The sequence below is a fragment of the Mycetocola spongiae genome, assembly GCF_020424085.1.
Lineage (GTDB): Bacteria > Actinomycetota > Actinomycetes > Actinomycetales > Microbacteriaceae > Mycetocola > Mycetocola spongiae.
This window is the reverse complement of record NZ_CP080203.1, coordinates 1,796,973-1,817,804: the sequence shown is the minus strand read 5'-3', so window position 1 is coordinate 1,817,804 and position 20,832 is coordinate 1,796,973. Positions and strand designations below refer to the sequence as shown.

20 protein-coding genes and 1 riboswitch are annotated in these 20,832 nt (G+C 67.1%); of the genes, 16 read left to right on the top strand and 4 right to left on the bottom strand.

The window, feature by feature from the left end:
- Positions 1–55 precede the first annotated feature (55 nt).
- The 3 genes from KXZ72_RS08170 to KXZ72_RS08160 all read left to right on the top strand — a co-directional run bounded on the left by KXZ72_RS08170 (position 56) and on the right by KXZ72_RS08160 (position 1,900).
- Positions 56–649, top strand: a complete 594-nt coding sequence (locus KXZ72_RS08170; RefSeq protein WP_226080100.1) for a maltose acetyltransferase domain-containing protein — start codon at positions 56–58, stop codon at positions 647–649.
- Entirely contained in the window at positions 646–1,185 is a 540-nt protein-coding gene (locus tag KXZ72_RS08165; RefSeq protein ID WP_226080099.1) for a TetR/AcrR family transcriptional regulator, read from the top strand. Before KXZ72_RS08170 ends, KXZ72_RS08165 begins: the two co-directional genes overlap by 4 nt.
- 67 nt (positions 1,186–1,252) lie before the next feature.
- Positions 1,253–1,900, top strand: a complete 648-nt coding sequence (locus tag KXZ72_RS08160) for an SDR family oxidoreductase (RefSeq protein WP_226080098.1) — start codon at positions 1,253–1,255, stop codon at positions 1,898–1,900.
- 49 nt (positions 1,901–1,949) lie between these two features.
- On the opposite strand, the gene KXZ72_RS08155 is transcribed toward KXZ72_RS08160, so the two are convergent.
- The 3 genes from KXZ72_RS08155 to KXZ72_RS08145 form a co-directional block, all read right to left on the bottom strand.
- Positions 1,950–3,353 carry a GntP family permease gene (locus KXZ72_RS08155; RefSeq protein WP_226080097.1) on the bottom strand — a complete coding sequence of 468 codons (1,404 nt, stop codon included), beginning with the start codon at positions 3,351–3,353 and terminating at the stop codon, positions 1,950–1,952.
- A 7-nt stretch (positions 3,354–3,360) separates the two neighbouring features.
- Complete coding sequence (locus KXZ72_RS08150) at positions 3,361–3,879, bottom strand: gluconokinase (protein ID WP_226080095.1); 519 nt, start codon at positions 3,877–3,879, stop codon at positions 3,361–3,363.
- Between the two features lie 316 nt (positions 3,880–4,195).
- Entirely contained in the window at positions 4,196–4,816 is a 621-nt protein-coding gene (locus KXZ72_RS08145; protein ID WP_226080094.1) for a histidine phosphatase family protein, read from the bottom strand.
- Between the two features lie 98 nt (positions 4,817–4,914).
- Positions 4,915–5,085, top strand: a riboswitch (M-box (ykoK) riboswitch).
- Between the two features lie 394 nt (positions 5,086–5,479).
- On the opposite strand from KXZ72_RS08145, the gene mgtA reads away from it, so the two are divergent.
- The 6 genes from mgtA to KXZ72_RS08115 all read left to right on the top strand — a co-directional run bounded on the left by mgtA (position 5,480) and on the right by KXZ72_RS08115 (position 12,695).
- Positions 5,480–8,194, top strand: a complete 2,715-nt coding sequence (gene mgtA, locus KXZ72_RS08140; RefSeq protein WP_226080088.1) for a magnesium-translocating P-type ATPase — start codon at positions 5,480–5,482, stop codon at positions 8,192–8,194.
- 223 nt (positions 8,195–8,417) lie between these two features.
- Positions 8,418–8,924, top strand: coding sequence for a hypothetical protein (locus KXZ72_RS08135; protein ID WP_226080087.1), 507 nt, complete (start codon positions 8,418–8,420; stop codon positions 8,922–8,924).
- 184 nt (positions 8,925–9,108) lie between these two features.
- Positions 9,109–9,531 carry a hypothetical protein gene (locus tag KXZ72_RS08130; RefSeq protein ID WP_226080080.1) on the top strand — a complete coding sequence of 141 codons (423 nt, stop codon included), beginning with the start codon at positions 9,109–9,111 and terminating at the stop codon, positions 9,529–9,531.
- 34 nt (positions 9,532–9,565) lie between these two features.
- Positions 9,566–10,471 (top strand): 1,4-dihydroxy-2-naphthoyl-CoA synthase, encoded by a 906-nt coding sequence (locus tag KXZ72_RS08125; protein WP_226080078.1) that lies wholly within the window; start codon positions 9,566–9,568, stop codon positions 10,469–10,471.
- On the top strand, positions 10,471–11,625 hold the full coding sequence (locus KXZ72_RS08120) for an AMP-binding protein (protein WP_226080076.1): 1,155 nt from the start codon (positions 10,471–10,473) through the stop codon (positions 11,623–11,625). Before KXZ72_RS08125 ends, KXZ72_RS08120 begins: the two co-directional genes overlap by 1 nt.
- A gap of 131 nt (positions 11,626–11,756) precedes the next feature.
- Positions 11,757–12,695: a 1,4-dihydroxy-2-naphthoate polyprenyltransferase gene (locus KXZ72_RS08115; protein WP_404823645.1), complete on the top strand. Its 939-nt coding sequence runs from the start codon at positions 11,757–11,759 to the stop codon at positions 12,693–12,695.
- Between the two features lie 55 nt (positions 12,696–12,750).
- Here the strand turns inward: KXZ72_RS08115 and KXZ72_RS08110 are convergent, their stop codons facing one another.
- Positions 12,751–13,041, bottom strand: coding sequence for a DUF4229 domain-containing protein (locus tag KXZ72_RS08110; protein ID WP_226080074.1), 291 nt, complete (start codon positions 13,039–13,041; stop codon positions 12,751–12,753).
- Between the two features lie 53 nt (positions 13,042–13,094).
- Between KXZ72_RS08110 and KXZ72_RS08105 the strand changes: the two genes are divergently transcribed.
- The 7 genes from KXZ72_RS08105 (at position 13,095) to KXZ72_RS08075 (ending at position 20,831) form a co-directional block, all read left to right on the top strand.
- Complete coding sequence (locus KXZ72_RS08105) at positions 13,095–13,490, top strand: PLDc N-terminal domain-containing protein (RefSeq protein WP_226080072.1); 396 nt, start codon at positions 13,095–13,097, stop codon at positions 13,488–13,490.
- Entirely contained in the window at positions 13,490–15,196 is a 1,707-nt protein-coding gene (gene menD, locus KXZ72_RS08100; protein WP_226080070.1) for a 2-succinyl-5-enolpyruvyl-6-hydroxy-3-cyclohexene-1-carboxylic-acid synthase, read from the top strand. The genes KXZ72_RS08105 and menD overlap by 1 nt, the downstream gene beginning before the upstream one ends.
- A gap of 352 nt (positions 15,197–15,548) precedes the next feature.
- A complete protein-coding gene (locus KXZ72_RS08095) occupies positions 15,549–16,916 on the top strand; it encodes an NAD(P)H-dependent oxidoreductase (protein WP_226080062.1) in 1,368 nt (455 codons plus the stop codon).
- 104 nt (positions 16,917–17,020) lie between these two features.
- Positions 17,021–17,761, top strand: a complete 741-nt coding sequence (locus KXZ72_RS08090) for a FadR/GntR family transcriptional regulator (protein ID WP_226080060.1) — start codon at positions 17,021–17,023, stop codon at positions 17,759–17,761.
- Positions 17,762–17,831: 70 nt separating this feature from the next.
- On the top strand, positions 17,832–19,181 hold the full coding sequence (locus tag KXZ72_RS08085; protein WP_226080058.1) for an MFS transporter: 1,350 nt from the start codon (positions 17,832–17,834) through the stop codon (positions 19,179–19,181).
- Positions 19,182–19,272: 91 nt separating this feature from the next.
- Entirely contained in the window at positions 19,273–19,869 is a 597-nt protein-coding gene (locus KXZ72_RS08080) for a class I SAM-dependent methyltransferase (protein WP_226080056.1), read from the top strand.
- Between the two features lie 98 nt (positions 19,870–19,967).
- Complete coding sequence (locus KXZ72_RS08075) at positions 19,968–20,831, top strand: polyphosphate kinase 2 family protein (RefSeq protein ID WP_226080054.1); 864 nt, start codon at positions 19,968–19,970, stop codon at positions 20,829–20,831.
- Position 20,832: the final 1 nt, after the last annotated feature.

Here is a 20,832-nt window from a genome sequence, read left to right as displayed (position 1 = left end):
TCCTCTGTTCCGCCCGATGTGTACGATCGTACACGAACGGGGTACACTCGTCACCATGCCCAGCACCGAGGACCGCGATACCCGCACCCAGCGCGAGCGCATGCTCGCGGGAGACCCCTATACGGCCGATGATCCGGAGCTGCGCGAGGCCGTGGCCGCCGCGCGCGCCCGCGCCGCCCGCTATGCCGCGGCGCATGCCGCCGATCCCGCCACCGCGGGCGCCGTGCTCCGGGAACTCCTGGGGTCCGTGGGTCCCGGGGTGGAGGTGCTGCCGCCGCTATATGTGGATTATGGAATACACATCACGATTGGCGAAGGCACGTTTATCAACTACGGACTCACGGCGCTCGACGTGGCCCCGATCCGGATCGGCGCCCACTGCCAGATCGGCCCACACGTCCAGCTCCTGACGCCGACCCACCCGATCGACCCGGGCGAGCGTCGGAGGGGCATCGAGGCGGCCGCGCCGATCACGATCGCCGATAACGTGTGGCTCGGCGGGGGAGTGATTGTGCTGCCCGGCGTGAGCATCGGGGAGAACTCGGTGATCGGGGCGGGCGCGGTGGTGACCCGGGATATCCCCGCCAATGTGGTGGCCGCGGGCAATCCCGCCCGCATCCTGCGCGCGATCGAGGGGGCCGGGGCATGACCGTGCGGCGCGTGGAGCCGGGGCGGCGCGAGCGCCTGCTTGAGGTGGCCACCGATCTGATCGCCGAGCGCGGTGTTGCCCGCACCTCGCACCGCGGGATCGCGGAGCGCGCGGGGGTCCCCCTCGGCTCGATGACCTATCATTTCTCGGGCATGGAGGAGATTCTGCGCGAGGTTTTCACGCGCTTTGCCGAGGACGCGAGTGCGCGTTTTTCCGCGGCTCTCGCGGCGGCATCGACCCGCGCGGAGGCGTGCGAGGCCGTGGTTGCCATTGTGCATGATGACTCCCTCGCCTCCCCGCGCGGCACGGTTCTGGTGCATGAGCTCTATGCGCTCGCGGCCCGCGATAGCGCCTATCGGGTCATCACCACCCGGTGGATGGCCCGCAGCCGGGCCGCGCTCGAGCTGCACTTTGACGCGGAGACGGCGCGCCACCTGGACGCGCTGATCGAGGGGCTGGGGGTGCACCGCGCGCTGGAAACCCCGCCCGCCGGGCGCGAGGTGACGCGCGATGCCGTGGCCCGGATTACCCGTTAAATCCGCTGCGGGCGAATACATAACGAATGAACTGTGCGTGCCGGGAAGTGCGTGCTAACTTGATGTTATGTCACGCATTGCCATTATCGGGGGACACGGCAAGATCGCCCTGTACCTCTCGGAAATTCTGATCGGACGCGGCCACCGGGTCGGATCCTTTATTCGCAACCCCGACCATGCCGAGGACGTGAGCGCCACCGGCGCGGAGCCCGTGCTGGCCGATGTGGAAAACCTCCTCACCTGGCAGCTCGCGGATCTGCTGGAGGGCTATGACGCCGTGATCTGGTCGGCCGGTGCCGGCGGCGGAAACCCCGAGCGCACGTTTGCGGTGGACCGTGATGCCGCGATCCGCTCGATGGATGCCGCCGAGCGCGCCGGAGTCGCCCGCTATGTCATGGTGTCCTATCAGGGGTCCAGCCTGGAACATAGTATTCCCGTGGACGATAGCTTCCACGCCTATGCGCAGGCCAAGGCCGAGGCCGATGATTATCTGCGCCGCTCAAACCTGGCCTGGACCATCCTCGGCCCGAGCCGGCTGATCGATGAGCCGGCAACCGGCACTATCTCGATCACCCGCGAGTCCGGGAGCGTGCGCCGCGAAAACGTCGCGCTCGTGGCCGCCGAGGTGCTGAACGTGCCGGGCACCGAGGGACGCACGCTTCCCTTTAACGACGGGGACACCCCGATTATCAACGCCCTCCAGGTTTTTAACTAGGCGCGCAAAAGGGCCCCGGCGAGCATGCTCACCGGGGCCCTTTGGGGTTCTAGGCGCTGGCGACCAGGAAGATCGCGAGGGCGATCACAAAGCCCACCACGGCGACAAGCGCCTGGCCCACGGTCCAGGTTTTCAGCGTGGTCTGGGTGTCCATGCCAAAGAAGCGGCTCACGAGCCAGAAGCCCGAGTCGTTCACGTGGCCGGCGAAGACCGATCCGGCGGCCAGGGCCAGCACCACGGCGGCCAGCTGCACGGGGTTATAGCCGCTGGTGAGGATCACCGGCTGCACGAGGGCGGCGGCGGTGGTCAGGGCGACCGTGGCCGAACCCTGTGCAATGCGCACGATAGCGGCGATCACAAAGCCCGCGAGAATCAGCGGCAGGCCCAGGCTATCCAGCGAATCGGCGATTGCGCCGCCGATGCCGGACTCGCGCAGCACGCCACCAAACATTCCACCGGCACCCGTGATCAGGATGATCGAGCAGACCGGGCCGAGGGCGCTGTCCACGATGGTCTCCACAAGCGAGCCGGGCTTGCCGGTGCGCCAGCCGAGCAGCCACATCGCCAGGACCACGGTGATCAGCAGCGCAATCGGGGTCTCGCCGAGCAGGCGCAGAACCTGAACCCAGCCGTCCTCGAGCGATACCACGCCCGCGGTGGCCAGGGCGTTCAGGCCGGTATTGAGGAAGATCAGGCCAAGCGGAAGCAGCAGCAGGAAGAGGACGGTGCCCAGCTTGGGGCTGGACTTGAACTTATCTCCCGATTCGTCGTTCTGTGCGCCGAAGAGAATATCGGGGATCGCAATATTATATTTGCGGCCCACATAGCCTCCGAAGAGGTGACCCACCACATACCAGGTGGGGATCGCGACGATCAGGCCAAATACCAGCACAAGACCCACATCGGCGCCGAGCAGGCCCGTGGCCGCGACCGGTCCGGGGTGCGGGGGCACAAAGATATGCATCACGGAGAATGCGGTGGCCGCGGGGAAGGCATAGGTCAGCAGCGAGCCGCCCAGGCGTCGCGCCACGGTGAAGATGATCGGCAGCATGACCACGAGGCCCGCGTCGAAGAAGATCGGAAAACCCATCATCAGCGAGGCGAGGGAGAGTGCCAGCGGTGCGCGCTTCTCGCCAAACTTATTAATCAGGGCGTCGGTGAGCACCTTGGCGCCACCGCTGGTCTCGAGCATCCGGCCCAGCATCGCGCCCAGTCCCACCAGGAGCGCCACGCTGCCCAGGGTTCCGCCAAAGCCCGTGGTGAGGACCGTGACCAGCTGGGACGTGGGGATGCCCGTGGCGATTGCCGTGAGCACGCTCACAATAACAAGCGCGAGGAATGCGTGGATGCGCCCCCAGATGATGAGGGCAAGCAGCAGGGCAATAGAGCCCGCCGCGACGAGAAGCAAACCCCAGGTGGGGAGCTCCCAGAGGAGAGACCATTCTCCGGTCATCGTGGTCCTAACTGGTTGGTGAAGAGAGATACTGGCGCACGGCGGCCACGATCTGTTCCGGTGTTCCGGCCGGATCGATGGCAATGCCGATTTCGCCATCCTCGAGAGGTTCGAGGGTGTTGTACTGCGAGTCGAGCAGGCTATTGGGCATATATTCGTGGTTGCGGTGCAGCTGGCGCTCGGCGATGAGCGCGCGGTCGCCGCGCAGGTGAATAAAGGCGGTCTCGGGCGCATAGGCGACCAGCTGATCGCGATAGCGGCGCTTCAGCGCGGAGCAGGCCACGACGATCGGGTGGCCCTCGGCCAGTTCCGATCCGATCCGCTGCGCGATGATTTCGAGCCACGGGGCGCGGTCCTCATCGTTCAGGGGGTGGCCGGCGGCCATCTTGGCCTTATTGGCGCTCGGGTGCAGGTCATCGCCGTCGATGAAGGTGAGGCCAAAGCTATCGGCGAGGGCCTGTCCAATGGTGGACTTTCCCGAGCCGGAGACGCCCATCACGATGAGGGGAGGCGTGTGCGTGGACATAGGTGGTTTCTCCTTTGATTCCGGATGTCGCGTTGCGGCGCAGGGAACGCCGCGGGGAGCACGTAATAAGTCAGACGTATTTACTGTAGCACCCGTCGCGGCGGCGCGCGGTCGCGAAAGACCCGCCGCGCACGGGGCACGGCGGGTCCGGAAAGGAGGGCGCAGGCGGGGATCAAAACCGGGGGAAAAGACCCCGGGATCCCCAGAATCCTGCGGGATTTTGGTGCCGCCGGTGAGCGTCGGGCGGGCACGGGCGTGCCCGCGCGCAGGATCACGGGCGCCGATGCGCGCGTGACCGGCGGGCGGCGCGGCGGGTCTAGGCCCCCGCGGTGCCGGGGGAGAGCGGGGTGCCCACCCAGCTCTCCAGGATCCAGCCCTCCCGGGAGGAGCCCTCGAGGATGGCCACCCCGGTATTGGGCATGATGTTTTCGCGGGCGAAGCCCGGGGCGATATTGCCCGCGTGCGCCCCCACCCAGGAGCGGATCAGCGCGCCGTGGGCCACAAGCGCCACGGTATTTAGGCCCAGGGCCTCCGCCTCGGCCACCACACGATTCACGCGGTCATAAACCTCGTGGCCGTCCTCGGCCCCGGGCATGCGCACCGCGCGGTCGCCCTCGACCCAGGCCAGCAGGGCCTCGTGATAGCCGTGGATCGCGTCCGTATCATCCCGCATCTCAAACTCGCCACAGTCGATCTCGCGCAGATCCTCGCGGATCGCCACCTCCAGGCCCAGCCGCTCCGCGAGCGGGGCCGCGGTGATCTGCGAGCGCACCTGCACGCTGGCAAAGATCGCCTCGATCGGCTCATCAAGTTCCCGCCCCAGGATCAGGGCCTGCTCGTGGCCCCGCTCGGTCAGGCCGGGGCCCGGCACCCGGGTATCCAGCACACCGGCAACATTGGAGGGGGTCTGTCCGTGACGAATGAGGATGAGTCGCATGCCCCGAGCCTAGGGTGCGGCGTGAGATTTGAAAACCTCGCCGCCGCCACGGGGGCCCCGTATTGCACACCATCCCCACCGGTGATAGGGTTCCACACGCAGCACTTCGTTAGGCGAGGCTCCTGCACGAATAAAGGCCACTGATCTGACGACATCGAGAGATGCCCAAGGTTAGGACAGATATCCCCGGATTAAGGGGTTATCCAAAGTGGCTTCCAAAATTTTTGGATACGTCGTGCAGTGTCAAAGCTCTTACGTGGAGGTGACGCAGATATCCCGGCAATCGAGGCTTTCCCTTGCGAGCGGATATTTTTGCCTTCTTTATTGTGCGCCCGATATTTTTCCGTGAGGTGACCGCAATGGACGACGGACCTAGTCGGCGCGCGCCGCGCCCCCACTTATTATGGATGACCCCCACCGGCGGGCACCCCGCCGCCTCACCGCGCGCCTAGGCGCGGAACGCGGCCCAGGGTGCCGCCCGGGCGGTCAATAATGAGTGTGCCGGCCCCGCGCGCAGCGCCCCCGCTCAGATTATTTTTTGCGTGATTCCACGCCCGCTCGATTCTCCCCGCCCCGGAAGCGGCCGCCGTTTGGCGTGCCCCGCTGCCGCAGCCCCGGGGTGATCGGCGTGCCCGGACGCGCCTCCCCGAAGGACCACCGATCATGAAGCTCAACGCCCCCGAAATCCGTAACCCGAACCCGACCGGCACGGCGCCGCGGCGCCGGACCACACTCGAAAAGACCATCGCGGTCTCCGAATCCCAGCAGCGTGCGCTGCGCGAGGCAGCCCTGCGCAGCCCGGAGGATACCTTCCAGACGGAGGGCACCTCGATTGCCGGGCTGAGCCCCAAAAAGGTGGCCCTCCGGCAGGCCCGCTATGGCCCCAATCAGGTGCGCCACGATAAGCCCGCCCCGGCGCTCCTGCAGTTTCTGCGCACCTTCACCAATCCGTTTATCATCGTGCTGATCTTCCTCTTTGCGATCATGCTTGTGACGGATGTGATCCTCGCCGATCCGGCCGAGGGCCCCGAGTACACCGGCGTGAGCGTGATCGCCGCGATGGTGCTGATCAGCGCCGTGCTGCGGTTCTGGCAGGAATACCGTTCCTCACGGGCCGCCGAGGAACTGAAAAAAATGGTGCGCACCACCGTGCAGGTCACCCGGCGCGAAAGCGATCGCTCGGTATCCCGGGAGATCCCGCTGGAGGAGATTGTGCCCGGCGATATTGTGACCCTCGCCGCGGGGGATATTGTGCCCGGAGACGTGCGCTTTGTGCGCACCAAAAACCTCCAGGTGAACCAGTCGATGCTCACCGGCGAGGCCCTGCCCGTGGAAAAAACCGTGGCCGCGCTGGAACAGATCCGCGCATCCGAGGTGCTCTCCGCAAGCAACCTCGGGTTTATGGGCACCTCGGTGGTCTCCGGCTCCGGAACCGCCGTGGTCCTGCGCACCGGCTCGCAGACCTATTTTGGCGGCATGAGCTCCTCGCTCCTGGGCACCCGCCCCGAGACGGCCTTTGATAAGGGCATCAAATCGGTCAGCCTCACGCTGATACGGTTCATGCTGGTCATGGTGCCCGTGGTCTTCCTGATCAACGGGCTCACCAAGGACTGGACCACCGCATTCCTATTTGGGGTAACCACCGCGGTGGGGCTGACCCCCGAGATGCTGCCGCTGATCGTGACCGCGAACCTCGCCAAGGGTGCGGGGCTGATGGCCCGCAATAAGGTGATCGTGAAGCGCCTCAACTCGATCCAGAACCTCGGCGCGATGGACGTGCTGTGCACCGATAAAACCGGAACACTCACCGAGGACCGCATCGTCCTGGAGCGTCACCTCGACGTGACCGGGCGCGGCAGCGAAACCACGCTGGGCCTCGGCGCCGCAAATGCGCACTTCCAGACGGGGCTGCGCAACCTGCTTGATGCCGCGGTGATCGAGGCCGCGGGCCCCGATGAGATCGCCCGGATCGAGGCCGAATATACGCTCGTGGACGAGATTCCGTTTGATTTTGAGCGGCGGCGGATGTCGGTGGTTGTGGACGATGGATTCTCCCACTTCCTGATCACCAAGGGGGCCGTGGAGGAGCTCCTGGAGTGCTGCGAGACCGAGCTGATCGGCCGCGATAGCGTGCGACTGAGCGCGTCCCGGCTGGAGGAAATCCGCGCCCTCGTGGACGCTCAGAACGAGCAGGGCCTGCGCGTTCTCGCCGTGGCCACACGGTCGTTCTCCCCCGGGGACGGCCCCCGGCGCGAATACGAGACCGCGGATGAGAGCGAGCTCACGCTGATCGGGTTCCTCGCGTTCCTCGATCCCGCCAAGGCCTCCGCGGCCGAGGCCATCGCGGTGCTCCGCGAGCACGGCACGGCGGTGAAGGTCATCACCGGAGATAACGAGCTGGTGGCACGCACGGTATGCCGCGCGGTGGGCCTGGACCCCCGCGATACGGTGCTCGGAACGGAGCTCGAGGGGCTGAACCCGGAGCGGCTGCGGGAGCGGGTCGAGACGGCCACCCTCTTTGCCAAGATCAACCCGGTGCAGAAGGCCCAGATCGTGGAGGCCCTGCGCGAGAACGGCCATACCGTGGGTTTCCTCGGCGATGGCATTAACGACGCCCCCGCGCTGCGCGCCGCGGACGTGGGAATCTCGGTGGACACAGCGGTGGATATCGCCAAGGAATCGGCCGATATTATCCTGCTGGAAAAGGATCTGATGGTCCTGGAAAAGGGTGTGATCGAGGGGCGGCGCACATTTATTAACACCATGAAATACATCAAGATGACGGCCTCCTCGAACTTCGGCAATATGTTCTCGGTGCTGGTGGCCAGCGCGCTGCTGCCGTTTATCCCGATGATCCCGCTTGTGGTGCTGGTGCAGAACCTCAGCTATGACCTGTCCATGCTGACCCTGCCCTGGGACCGGGTGGATCCCGAGGACCTGCGCAAGCCGCGCACCTGGGACGCCGGCAGCCTGTCCCGGTTCATGATTCGGATCGGACCGATCTCGTCGATCTTTGATATTTCCACGTTTGCCCTGATGTGGTTTGTCTTCTCGGCGAACTCCCCGGACCAGGCGGCGCTCTTCCAGTCCGGCTGGTTTATTGAATCGATCATCTCGCAGACCCTGATTGTGCACATGATCCGCACCCGCCGGGTCCCGTTCCTGAAGTCGATTGCAAGCCTGCCGGTGCTGCTGGCCACGGGCGCGGTCTGCATCTTTGGGCTGGTCCTGCCGTTTACCGGCTGGGGCCAGGGGCTGGGCCTCGTGGCGCTGCCGCTGAGCTATTTCCCCTGGCTCGTGGCCACGCTGGCGGCATATTGTGTCCTCACCCAGTTCTGCAAGAACCTTTATATCCGCAAATACGGTTCCTGGATCTAGCCCACTTCCCACCCGCGCAATGACTGTGTGGGGTCGGAATCCGACATAGCTGCGCCCCGGTGGGGTGGACTTCGCCCTCGCGAGGCCACCCCGTCGGTGCGCTCTGCTAGATTTAACCGCGCACGCACCCTCACTCTTCCCGCGTAATGGCGGGGAAAATCTCGGTCCGACGGCCGGGGGGAAATCGAACCTGACTATCGGGGTGCCTGCGGAAAGTATTCTCATGATGAAAATTGCAAAATCCCGCCTGTCCACCCTCGCCGTGGTTGTTGCCCTGAGCGGCCTCGCCCTCACCGGATGCTCCGCCGGCAACACCGAGACCGCGTCCTCGACCGGTTCCAGCAGCGCGGCGAAGCCCAGCAAGGCACCCGCCGAGAAGAGCGTGGCCGAGGCCTGCAAGATTGTAAACACCCAGATGGTCACCGCAAGCCAGGAAATGCAGCAGTCGGTGGGCGCGTTCGCCAGCAACCCGATGGCCGAGGGCGCCGCAACCACGGCCTCCGACGCCATGAAAAAGCTGGTAACTGACTTTGACGCCTCGCTTGAAGAAGGCTCCAACGCCGAGGTCACCGCCGCCGCCGCGCCGCTGCGCGATATGTTCGAATCGATGGGTGACCTGCTGCAGCAGATCTCCGTTGACCCCGCCTCGGTAGACGTTACGGCCCTGAACGAGATCATGTCCTCTGGCCAGGCCGCGGGCGAAAAGTTCAGCGCCCTCTGCGGAGGCTAGTCTCCCACGCAATGCGGCGGCCGCGCGGATTCCTCGGAGTCCGCGCGGCCTCCGTGTTGAGGGGGCGACAGGTCCCGCATCACGCGCCGACCGCGGGCCCCGGCGCGGCGCAGCAACCGGGTAGCCTGAAATCTGCGTCCCGCGAGGGACGTTTTTTATTCCCCGCCCGGAAGGCCCCGTCCACATGCACTCCCGCCCCGTGTCCCGCTCCCTGAGCCTGCTCTGTCTTGCCGCCGCGGGCCTTATCCTGACCGGCTGCGCAGCCCCGGGCGGGCAGAGCGTGGCCGCGGCCTGCGCGATCCTGCGCGAGCCGATCTCCGGTGCCCAGGAGCGGATGCAGGAGGCGCTGCTGGGCGGCGACGCCCGGCCGGATTCGCCCCGCGCGCTCTTTGACGGGATCGATGCCGATATCGAGACAGCGTTGAATAACGTGAGCAACCCCGAGGTGGCCGCGGTCGCCGGCGCTGCGCGCACCTCGATCCAGGACGTGGGCGATGCCCTGGAGGGTCTGGGAGGCAACCCCGGCAACGCCGATCCCGGAGCCGTCATGGCGGTGATCTCCGTGAGCGAGCGCGCCGTGGGGGAGTACACCCGGCTGTGCCGCTAGGGCCGCACGGCCGCGGGGTCATATGCTGGAGGGCATGACCGTCTCGGAAATTTTTGATGCCAGTGAGTGGAATACCGTCCCCGGATTTGAGGCCCTCACCGATATTACGTATCACCAGGATGTGCACGGCCAGGTGGCCCGCATCGCCTTTAACCGGCCCGAGGTGCGCAATGCGTTCCGCCCCCGCACCGTGGACGAGCTCTATGCGGTGCTGGATGACGCCCGCATGAACCCGCGCATCGGCGTGGTCCTGCTCACGGGCAACGGCCCGAGCCCGCGCGATGGCGGATGGGCGTTCTGCTCGGGCGGGGATCAGCGCATCCGCGGCCGCGACGGCTATAAATACTCCGATTCCGAGGAGGCCTCGGGTGTGGACCTGGCCCGCTCCGGCCGCCTGCACATCCTGGAGGTGCAGCGCCTGATCCGGATGATGCCCAAGGTGGTGATCGCCGTGGTTCCCGGCTGGGCCGCGGGCGGCGGACACTCGCTGCACGTGGTGTGTGATCTCACGATCGCCAGTGCCGAGCACGGCAAGTTTAAGCAGACCGATGCGGATGTGGGCTCCTTTGACGCCGGCTATGGCAGCGCCTATTTTGCGCGCCAGATCGGGCAGAAATTCGCCCGCGAGGTATTTTTCCTCGCCGAGGAATACTCGGCGCAGCGCGCCTATGAGATGGGCGCCGTGAACCGGGTTGTGCCGCATGCCGAGCTGGAGCCCACGGCGCTGGCCTGGGCCCGCACGATCCTGACCAAATCGCCCACCGCGATCCGGATGCTGAAATTTGCGTTTAATGCCGTGGACGACGGCATGGTGGGCCAGCAGGTCTTCGCGGGCGAGGCCACCCGCCTGGCCTATGGCACCGATGAGGCCGTGGAGGGACGCGATTCCTTCCTGGAAAAGCGCGCCCCCGACTGGTCCGCCTACCCCTGGCAGTTCTAGTGCGCGAACTGCGGGGCGTGGATACCCGGGATCTGCCGGGACTGATCGCGGCCCTCGCCGAACTCCTGGAGGGGCGCGGCCCCGCGCTGGCCCCCGAGGGTGCGCCCGCGGGGCCCGCGGCCACCGTGCCCGCGGGCGTGGACCTCGTGGTGTCCACCTCGGGCTCCACGGGCATCCCCAAGCGCATCGCGCATTCCCGGCATGCGCTGCTCGCCTCGGCCCGCGCCACCGAGGAGGTCCTCGGCGGCCCGGGCACCTGGGTGCTGGCGCTGCCCGCGCACTATATCGCCGGCCTCCAGGTGCTGATTCGCTCGCACGTGGCCGGGACCTCACCCGAGTCGCTGCCGGGCGGGATCTTTGATCCGGCGGAATTTGCCGCGGCCACCGAGCGCGCGGCCGCCCGCTCCCCGCGGCTCTATACCTCCCTCGTCCCGGCGCAGGTGGAGCGGCTGCTCGACGAGAATCACGCCGCGTCCCTCGCCCGCTATAGCGCGGTGCTGGTCGGCGGCCAGTTCACCCCGGGGCCGCTGCGCGCGCGTGCCGCGGCCGCCGACATCACCCTCGTGCGCACCTATGGCTCCAGCGAGACCGGGGGTGGCTGCGTATACGACGGGCATCCGCTGCCCGGGGTGATCGCGGAGAGCGTGGGCGGCGAGATCCTCCTCGGCGGCCCCACGCTCGCGCGCGGCTATCTGGATGCCGCGGGAGGCTGGGACCACGCGGCCACCGCCCGCGCGCTGAGCGGCACCGGCGATGACCGCCGCTTCCATACCGGGGATGCCGGAACCGTGAGTGCTGACGCGGGGGTCAGCATCACCGGCCGGCGCGATAACGTCCTGATCTCGGGGGGCATCAACGTGAGCCTGGACCGGATCGAGAACCTGCTGCGCGGCCTGCCCGGGCTCTCCCCGGCCGTGGTGGTCGCCGCGCCCGATGCGCGCTGGGGGCAGGTCCCGGTACTGGTGCTGCCCGCGGGAGAGGATCCGGATGCGGCCCTGCTGGCGCTCGCCCGCGCCGAATGCGAGCGCGTGATCGGGGTGGCAGCCCGCCCGGCGCGGTTGATCCGGGTGGAGAAAATCCCGCTGCTGTCCTCGGGGAAACCCGATCGTCGCGGCCTCACCGCGAGGATCGCCGCGCTTCCCCCGACGCCGTAATCACGCGCGTTTGGGTCGCAAATCGCGTAAACTCCACTACGACTACAGGAGGTTACCCGTTGGTGGCTAAACAGCAGCGTTTCCCCCCGGCCCAGGTGTCGGACTCACACGCATCCAAGAAACTGCGCAATGTGCCCAAGGGCACCGGCAAGAGCGGAAACCCCGCGGCCCGGCAAATGTCCGAGGTGCGCCCCGCGCGCGCGGGCGATTGGATCAACGGGGCCCGGCCGTTCACGCTGTCGATGGCCATCGCGCCCGTCGCGATCGGAACCGGCGCCGCACTCTCCGCGAGCGACCCCGGCGCCTATCACTGGGTGCGCGCCCTGCTGTGTCTTGTGGTGGCGATCTCCCTGCAGATCGGCGTGAACTTCGCCAATGACTATTCGGACGGCATCCGCGGCACCGATCAGCACCGCGTGGGCCCGAGCCGCCTCGTGGGCAGCGGCCGCGCGAAGGCCCGCACGGTCCTGAACGTGGCCCTGGCGTTTTTTGCGATTGCCGCGCTTGCCGGGCTCGCCCTCGTAATCGCCTCCCAGCAGTGGTGGCTGCTCGCCGTGGGTGCGCTCGCGATCGTGGCCGCCTGGTTCTATACCGGCGGGAAGCGCCCCTATGGCTATATGGGCCTCGGCGAACTTTTTGTTTTTATCTTCTTTGGGCTGGTCGCCACCGTGGGCACCACGTTTGTGCAGGTCGGTAACGTCCCGCAGGCCGCGTGGATCGGCGGGGCCGGCGCGGGCTTTATCGCCGTGGCCACCCTGATCGTAAATAACCTGCGCGATATTGAGCAGGACCGCGAGGCGGGCAAGCGCACCCTCTCGGTGCGGATCGGGGCCACGGCCTCGCGCATCAGCTATGTGGTGCTGCTGCTGCTTGCGGTGCTCGCGGGCACCTGGATCGCGATCTTCTACCCGCCGGCCTGGATGGTGCTCTTCAGCCTGCTGGCGATCCTGCCGCTGATCCTGATTGTGCTCACCGCGAAGACCGCGCGCGAGTTTATCCTCGCGCTGAAACTCACCGGTATTGCCCAGCTGATCTACGGCCTGACCCTCGGGTTTGGCCTCTTCATCTAGGCATAAAAAAGGGGCGGGCCGCGGAATGATTCCGCGGCCCGCCCCCGGTTAAGCGCTAGGCCGAGGGCGCGGCCGGGCGCGGATCCTCGTCCTCATAGAGATCGTCCTCGGCCTCCTCATCGGCACCCACATGCTCATAGGCGGGGTGGCGGGCCTCATAGAGGGACCCGGAAACCTTCTCGCGCGAGGTGCGCAAAAAGACCAGGGACACGGCCAGGCCGGTGACCGCCGCGACCAGCGCCGACCACATCGGGGGGACGCCCACCCAGATCAGCAGGCCCAGCGGCACGGCAAACGCGAGTAGGCGGAGGACGGTGTAATAGATCACGGGGAGCAAGGCTTTCACCCCTCCAGTGTACGCCGAGCCCCCGGGGCCTCCGATCCGGCTACCATAGGGGCATGGCCCGTCTCCTCTTTGCCCTTGCCGTCATCGTCATTGTGGCGACCGTTTATACCGTGATCGACTGCGCCCTCCGGGAAAACGATCGCATCCGGGGGCTGGGCAAGCCCGTGTGGCTCGTGGTGATCCTGCTGCTGCCCGTGGTGGGAATGGTGCTCTGGTATGTGATTGGTCGCGCCCGGGTCCCCGCGGCCCGCCCGCGCACACCCGATGACGACCCGAGCTTCCTCGGCGATATCCGCCGCAATACCGAGCATGATGAGCGCATTCGCAAGATCGAGGAGGAGCTCGCCGCGCTGGACTCCGAATCCGATCTGCCCGATGGCCCCGCCACCTATGGCCGCGAGGATAATAACGGCCCCGAGGACGAGCCGCACGCACCGGGCACCCGGTAATGCTCCCGGACGCTCCCGCCACGGTATTTTCGCGCGCGTTCCTCTCCGCCCTGATTTCCGCGGGTGTGCGCGATATTGTGCTGTGCCCGGGCTCGCGCTCGCAGGCACTTGCGCTCGCCGCGGCCGAGGAGGAGGCCGCCGAGCGGGTGCGACTCTGGGTGCGCATCGATGAGCGTTCAGCGGGTTTTCTCGCGCTGGGTCTCGCCGCCGAGACCGGGCTGCCGGTACCCGTCATCGTGACCAGCGGCACCGCCGCCGCGAATCTGCACCCCGCGGTGCTGGAGGCCCACCACTCGGGCATTCCGCTGCTGCTGCTGACCGCTGATCGCCCCACCGAACTGCGCGGAATCCGCGCCAATCAGACCACCGATCAGCCCCACCTCTACGGGGAAGCCGCGCGGCTGAGCCTGGATATTGAGGCCCCCGCCGCGGAGGTGGACGAGATCGCCCGCGCGCGCGAGTATGCCGGCCGGGCCCTCACCGCGGCGCTTGGCGGCCCCGGGGCCGCGCGCCGTCCGGGCCCCGTGCAGTTGAATATCGCCTTCCGGGCCCCGCTCTCCAGCGCCGGCCCCGCCTCCCCCTCGCCCCGGGAGAGTGCCGAGGAGGCGCTCCTGGCGCCCGTATTTCCCGAGCCCGCACCGCGGGAGCCGCGCGTGCTGGAGCGCGGCCCGCGCACGGTGGTGATCGCCGGAAACGGCGCCGGGCCGGATGCCGAGGAGCTTGCGCATCGCGGCGGCTGGCCGCTGATCGCCGAGATTTCCAGCGGCAGCCGCTATGGCCGCAACCTCGTGGTGCCCTATCGCGAGATGCTCGCCGATCCCGAGTTTGGTGGGCTGGTGGAGCGCGTGGTGGTCTTTGGCCAGCCCACGCTCAGCCGCGAGGTGCCCGCGCTGCTGGCCCGCGCGGGCGTGCAGGCCATCGTGGTGCAGCCGGGCGAGGGCGAGAGCTATGACCCCGGCCATAACGCCGAGGTGGCCGCGTCCTGCGTGGTGGCCGAGGGTGCCGCCGATCGCGCATGGCTCGCCCACTGGATCGTGACGGCGCGCGAGCTGATCCGGGAACGCTCGATTGATACCGCCCCCGATCTGGAGGCCGCGCACTCGCATGACCCGGCCACGCGCCTCGCCTATGTGCGGGGAGAATTCGCCGCGGTGCGGGCCCCGATCGATCGCCGCGTGCTGGTGGAGGCGCTGTGGCGCGCAACCTGGCCGCACGACCGCCTGGTCTTTGGCGCCTCGCGCCTGATCCGGGTGGCCGATGAGTTTTTGACCGGCAAAAAGGTCTCGGTTTTTGCCAACCGCGGGCTCGCCGGGATCGACGGCACCGTGGCCACCGCGACCGGAATCGCGCTGGCCAGCCAGGCCGATAATCCCACCGGGGTGACCCGGGTGCTGCTCGGGGACCTGACGCTGCTGCACGATGTGGGTTCGCTCCTGCGCGTGGACGGCGAGAGCGCCCCCCGGCTCCAGGTGATCGTGGGCAATGACGGCGGCGGAACCATCTTTGACGGGCTTGAGGTATCCGATTCCGCCCCCGCGGCCCTGGCCGAACGGGTGCTTTTTACGCCTCAATCGGTGAACCTGGAATCGCTCGCCGCGGCCTATGGCTGGGAGTATCGCCGGGTGGCCACGCGCGCGGATCTGGACCAGGCGCTCACCGCCCCCACGCTGGGTCCGGTCCTGATCGAGGCCCCGCTGCCGCGCTAGCGCTCCGCTACCCGGGGCCGCGGGCGGCCGCATCCCGCCAAAAACGCGGCATCTTCGTGCTGCCGTGCTGCCGTGCTGCCGCGCTGCCGTGATGCCGCGCTGCGCCGAAAAATCCTCGCGCCGATCCCACGCTAGCGCCGTGCGCGAGTACCGCGAATATCCCGGCGATACCCGCGCCGCTGCCGCCGGGCGTTCCGCCGCCGGAAAACCGCACCCCGCGGGCAAACCCCGGGCCGGGATTGACTGATGGTCAGACCAATGTTATCGTTATGCTGGCTTGATGGTCAGACCAACGAGTCTCGGAAGACTAAACCGGCAGCCCGCGGCGGTGCCGCCTACAAAGGAGTAGCACGTGAATCTTTTTTCCCTCATGCAGAAGCGCACCGCGGAGGCCGGGCCCATCCGGGTTGGTGTGATCGGCGCGGGCAAATTCTCCTCGATGTTCCTGACCCAGGCCGTGGGGAGCGCAAATATCCACGTCGTGGCCGTGGCCGATATCAATACCGCCAAGGCGCGCGAGGCCCTCGCCCGCACCGGCTGGCCGAGCGAGCGCTATGCGGCCTCCTCGATCGACGAGGCGCTGCGCACCGGCGGCACCGCCGTCATGGATAACTCCGAGGGTCTCCTCACCCACGATGCGATCGAGGTGGTCCTGGAAATCACGGGTAACCCCCTGATCGGCACGTATCACGCGGTGACCGCGATCGATCACGGCAAGCACGTCATCATGGTCAACGTGGAGGCCGATTGCATGGTGGGGCCGCTCCTGCAGCGTCGTGCCCAGGCCGCCGGCGTCATCTACTCGATGGCCTATGGCGATCAGCCCGCCCTCATCTGCGAACTCGTGGACTGGTGCCGCACCGTGGGCTTTGACGTGGTGGCCGCCGGCAAGGGCACCAAATATCTGCCCGAATATAACTATTCCACCCCCGATACAGTGTGGAACTACTATGGGTTCACCCCCGAGCAGCTCGCCGGCGGGGACTATAACCCGAAGATGTTTAACTCCTTCCTCGACGGCACCAAATCCGCGATCGAGATGGCGGCCGTGGCCAATGGCACGGGCCTGCTTCCCCAGGACGAGGGCCTGCTCTTCCCGCCCGCGAGCAAGGACGACCTGCCCACCGTCTTCCGCGAGAACCGCCTGGCCGGTGGAAGCCTGACCCGGCGCGGCACCGTGGAGATCGCCTCCAGCATGTACCGCGACGGCACCGAGGTCCCGGATAACCTGCGTTGGGGTGTTTATGTCACGTTTGAGGCCACCACGGATTATGCCGTGCAGTGCTTCGAGGAATACGGCGTCCACACCGATTCCACCGGACGCTATGGATCGCTGTATCGCCCGTATCACATGATCGGCCTGGAGCTGGGGGTCTCGATCGCCTCCGCCGTGCTGCGCGGCGAGGCCACCGGGGCGCCCACCGGCTTCCGCGGCGATGTGGTGACCACCGCCAAGACCGGCCTGACCGCGGGCACCACGCTCGACGGCGAGGGCGGCTATACGGTCTTCGGGAAGCTCGCACCGGCCTCCGCCTCGCTCGCGGTGAACGCGCTGCCGCTGGGTCTCGCCCACGGCGCCAAGCTCATTCGCGATGTCCCGAAGGACGGCATCGTGACCTGGGACGATGTGGAGCTGGATGAGTCGCAATTTGCCGTGAAGATCCGCCGCGAACTGGAGTCCGAGTTCCGCGCGGAGCATGCGGCCGAGGCGCGCGCCTAGCCCGCGTCAATGGTCTGACCGTCGAACCATGGATACTACACTGGACCTATTCGGCCACCGACAAAATCAGCGTCGATCGGGCCAGCAATCAGGGGAGTATCTACGTGGCAACCGCGGAGGATCAGTGGCAGCCGGTGCAGCGGCTACGCACTTACGAGCAGGTCATGGCGCAGATCGAGGAGCGCATCCTCGACGGCAGGCTCAAGGCCGGGGATCATCTCCCGAGCGAGCGCGAACTCTCGGTATCCCTCGGGGTCTCCCGGCCCTCGCTGCGCGAATCCCTGCGGGTACTCGAGGCGCTTGGCGTGATCGATATCCGGCGCGGGGGAGAGGGCGGGGCCGTCCTCAACTCCACGCCGGGTCAGGGCATGGTCAACCTGCTCAAATTGCAGATCGCCCTCGCCCAGTTCTCCTGGACCGATGTCCTGGAGACCCGCCTCGCCCTCGAACGCTGGACGGTCGAGGAGGCCGCGCGCCGCGCGACCGAGGAGGACCACCGCGAGCTGGGTGACATCCTGGATCGGATGGACGATCCGGAGATTCAGAGCCCCGAGTTTAACCGCCTGGACGCGGCCTTTCATATGCGCATTGCCGAGTCCACGGGCAACGCGCTGACCGCCCACTTCATGGGCTCGCTGCGCACCGCCATTCACCGCCAGATGGTGGAGATGTATGCGGGGCTCAGCGATTGGAAAAAAACGGCAAAAACCGTTCGCCGCGAGCACCGGGCCCTGTTTCAGGCCATCACGGACCGCGACGGAACCCGCGCGGCCGCACTGATGACCGCGCATATTAACGATTTCTATGACATGCAGTCGCCCCGGGGGGCGGTGCGGCCCGACTAGCACGGGCCCGATCCACCTCCCGGGCATAACCGGCCTCGTGGCCCACTTATCAAGGGAGATATGGATCAACATGACTACGGCAACCTCAACACGGGCGGCGCGGGCCGAGCACGGCTCACCCGATAAGCTGCGCACGGCTATCGGTAGCGCGGTGGGCACCACGATCGAGAACTATGATTTTCTCGCCTATGGCACCGCCGCCGCGCTGTATTTCAACACCGTATTTTTCCATGCCGAGGACCCCGTCATGGGTGTGTTGCTTGGCTTTGCCACCTTCGGAATAGGCTTCGCGATGCGGCCCCTGGGCGGCATCATCGGCGGTTATCTGGGCGATAAGATCGGCCGCAAGCCCGTGCTGGTGGGGGCGCTGCTGCTGATGGGAATCTCCACGGTCGCAATCGGCGTATTGCCCACCTACGCGCAGGTGGGCATCCTCGCGCCGATCCTGCTCACGCTGATCCGGATGATCCAGGGCATCGCCTTTGGAGCCGAATGGGGCGGCGCGATCCTGATGACTTTTGAGCATGCGCCGTGGAAAAAGCGCGGCCGCTATACGGCCATCCCGCAGGCGGGTGTCCCGCTGGGACTGCTGCTGGCCAATGTGGTTTTCCTCTGGTCCACCCAGCTGGATAGCGAGCTGGCCTGGCGCGTGCCGTTCCTGTTTAGCGCCGTACTGGTGATCGCGGGTATGGTCATCCGCGCGAAGGTATCCGAGTCGCCCGAGTTCACGGAGGCCAAGGAGGAGGGCCTGATCGTGAAGAACCCCCTCAAGGAGGTCTTCCGCAACGACTGGCGCACGATCCTGCGCGTCATCTCGCTGCGCCTCGCGGAGTCCGGTGGTTTTTATGTGATCGTCACGTTTATGCTGTCCTATCTGACCGGCGGCGATGAGCCCATCACCGACCGTTCGGTGGCCCTGACCGGGCTCATCGTGGCCGCGGCGCTCGGCGCGGGCACCACAATCCTGTTTGGCATGCTCTCGGATCGGATCGGCCGCCGCACCATCTACCTGATCGGCACGGTGTTGCTGATCGCGTTTGCCTTCCCGATGTTCCTGCTGGTCAATACCGGGCTGCCCTATCTGATCGTATTTGTTTATGTGATCGGGATGGCGCTGATCCACGATATGCTCGCGGGCGCGCAGGGTGCGTGGTTCTCGGAGCTCTTCAGCACCAATACCCGCTCCTCCGGGGCCTCGATCGGCTATCAGTTCTCTGCCGCAATCTCGGGCTTTATTCCGCTGATCGCCACGGCCGTGGCCATTCCGCTGGGCTGGGGCGGCGTCGCGCTGGTATATATGGCCTGCGGTGTGCTGGGCCTGTGTGGCGCGCTGCTGACCCGGGAAACCTGGGGCCGCGCGCAGCGCGCCGAGGTGGACGCGATCATCGCCGAGCATAACGCCGGGCGCGGCCGCTCCTAGGCGAGCTGCGGGGGCCTCCCGCGGGAGGCCCCCGGAACCCGCATCGCGACGGTCTCGCACGGGAGGCCGCGGCGAACCGTATCCTGGGTAGATGAACCCGGGAGCCGAGAGCCGCACCGCCTATCCGGACTTCGAGGCAGCCCGGCGCCGGGCCGTGCGCGGATTGCGCGGGCGCACCCTGGAGATCGGCGCGGGGCGCGGGGCAAATTTTGCCGACCTGGATCCCGCGGTGGACTGGGTGGGGCTCGAACCGCGACCGGGAGCCCGCGGGCCCCTCGCGCGGGCCGCGCGCGAGGCCGGCTTCCCCGGGGCCGTGCTCACCGCGCGGGCCGAGGATATTCCGCTGCCCGATCACGGCGTGGATAACGTGCTGGCCACCCGGGTGCTGTGCAGCGTGGACGATCTGGAGCGCGCGCTGGCCGAGATCGCCCGGGTCCTGCGCCCCGGCGGGCGCCTGATCGCGGCCGAACACGTCGCTGCCCCCGCGGGCAGCGGCGCGGCCCGGCTCCAGCGCGTGCTGCGCCCCCTCACCCGAAGATTCCAGCACGGCTGTGATCCGACGCGGGATATCGCGCGCGCGATCCGCGAGAGTGCGCTGGTTATGGTGCGCGTGGAGGAGTTTGCGCTGCCCGTGCTGGGAGGGCTCTCGCTTCCCTCGCTGCTGATCGAGGCCCGCCGCGACGGCTAACCGGGCGGGCCATACCGGGGTTTTTCGCCCGCCCCGGCATCCGGCGCCGCGGAAAGAGACACTAGCGCTCGCGCCGCCCGGGGTGCAGAATAAGCGACATGTCATTCCATTCCGCTGCCTGGTCGAAGGACCCGCAGGATACGCTCCGTGTTGGCCCCGATTTTGATCTCTCGGCGGTGGACCCCGATTCCACCCCCGGCTTTAACGGCGGAAAAAAGGCGGGCCGCGCCGAACTCGCCGCGGTCTCCGAGGACCTGAGCGACCTCCAGGAGCGGCTCTTTGCCGCGGGCACCGCCGGCTCCACCGATTCGGTGCTGCTGGTCTTGCAGGCGATGGATACCGCGGGCAAGGGCGGAATCGTCCGCCACGTGGTGGGCGCCGTGGACCCGCAGGGTGTGCAGCTCGCGTCGTTTAAGAAGCCCACCCCCGAGGAGCTATCCCATGACTTCCTGTGGCGCATCCGGAAGGAGGTGCCCGCCCCCGGAAAAATCGGTGTATTTGACCGCTCCCACTATGAGGACGTCCTGATCGGCCGCGTGCGCAGCCTCGCGCCCGCCGAGGAGATCGAGCGCCGCTATGGCGCGATCGTGGACTTCGAGCGGGAGCTGGTGGACTCCGGCACCCGCGTGATTAAGGTCATGCTGCAGATCAGCCCGGAGACGCAGAAGGAGCGCCTCACCGAGCGCCTGAACCGGCCCGATAAATACTGGAAGTTTAACCCCTCCGATATCGATGAGCGCGCGTTCTGGCCCGCGTATCAGGACGCCTATCAGCGTGCCCTCCTGCGCACCTCCACCGCGGATGCGCCGTGGTTTGTGGTCCCGGCAAATAATAAGTGGTACGCGCGGGTCGCTGTGCAGCACCTGCTGGTGGACGCGCTGAGCGGCATCAACCCGCAGTGGCCCGCCGCCACCTATGACGTGGAGGCGGAGAAGCTGCGCCTCGCGGCCAGCACCGTGTAAT

Bases quoted from the DNA above. Each gene is read 5' to 3' on its own strand.
- KXZ72_RS08170 (WP_226080100.1), top strand. From the start codon at position 56: ATGCCCAGCACCGAGGACCGCGATACCCGCACCCAGCGCGAGCGCATG.
- KXZ72_RS08165 (WP_226080099.1), top strand. From the start codon at position 646: ATGACCGTGCGGCGCGTGGAGCCGGGGCGGCGCGAGCGCCTGCTTGAG.
- KXZ72_RS08160 (WP_226080098.1), top strand. From the start codon at position 1,253: ATGTCACGCATTGCCATTATCGGGGGACACGGCAAGATCGCCCTGTAC.
- KXZ72_RS08155 (WP_226080097.1), bottom strand. From the start codon at position 3,353: ATGACCGGAGAATGGTCTCTCCTCTGGGAGCTCCCCACCTGGGGTTTG.
- KXZ72_RS08150 (WP_226080095.1), bottom strand. From the start codon at position 3,879: ATGTCCACGCACACGCCTCCCCTCATCGTGATGGGCGTCTCCGGCTCG.
- KXZ72_RS08145 (WP_226080094.1), bottom strand. From the start codon at position 4,816: ATGCGACTCATCCTCATTCGTCACGGACAGACCCCCTCCAATGTTGCC.
- mgtA (WP_226080088.1), top strand. From the start codon at position 5,480: ATGAAGCTCAACGCCCCCGAAATCCGTAACCCGAACCCGACCGGCACG.
- KXZ72_RS08135 (WP_226080087.1), top strand. From the start codon at position 8,418: ATGATGAAAATTGCAAAATCCCGCCTGTCCACCCTCGCCGTGGTTGTT.
- KXZ72_RS08130 (WP_226080080.1), top strand. From the start codon at position 9,109: ATGCACTCCCGCCCCGTGTCCCGCTCCCTGAGCCTGCTCTGTCTTGCC.
- KXZ72_RS08125 (WP_226080078.1), top strand. From the start codon at position 9,566: ATGACCGTCTCGGAAATTTTTGATGCCAGTGAGTGGAATACCGTCCCC.
- KXZ72_RS08105 (WP_226080072.1), top strand. From the start codon at position 13,095: ATGGCCCGTCTCCTCTTTGCCCTTGCCGTCATCGTCATTGTGGCGACC.
- menD (WP_226080070.1), top strand. From the start codon at position 13,490: ATGCTCCCGGACGCTCCCGCCACGGTATTTTCGCGCGCGTTCCTCTCC.
- KXZ72_RS08085 (WP_226080058.1), top strand. From the start codon at position 17,832: ATGACTACGGCAACCTCAACACGGGCGGCGCGGGCCGAGCACGGCTCA.
- KXZ72_RS08080 (WP_226080056.1), top strand. From the start codon at position 19,273: ATGAACCCGGGAGCCGAGAGCCGCACCGCCTATCCGGACTTCGAGGCA.
- KXZ72_RS08075 (WP_226080054.1), top strand. From the start codon at position 19,968: ATGTCATTCCATTCCGCTGCCTGGTCGAAGGACCCGCAGGATACGCTC.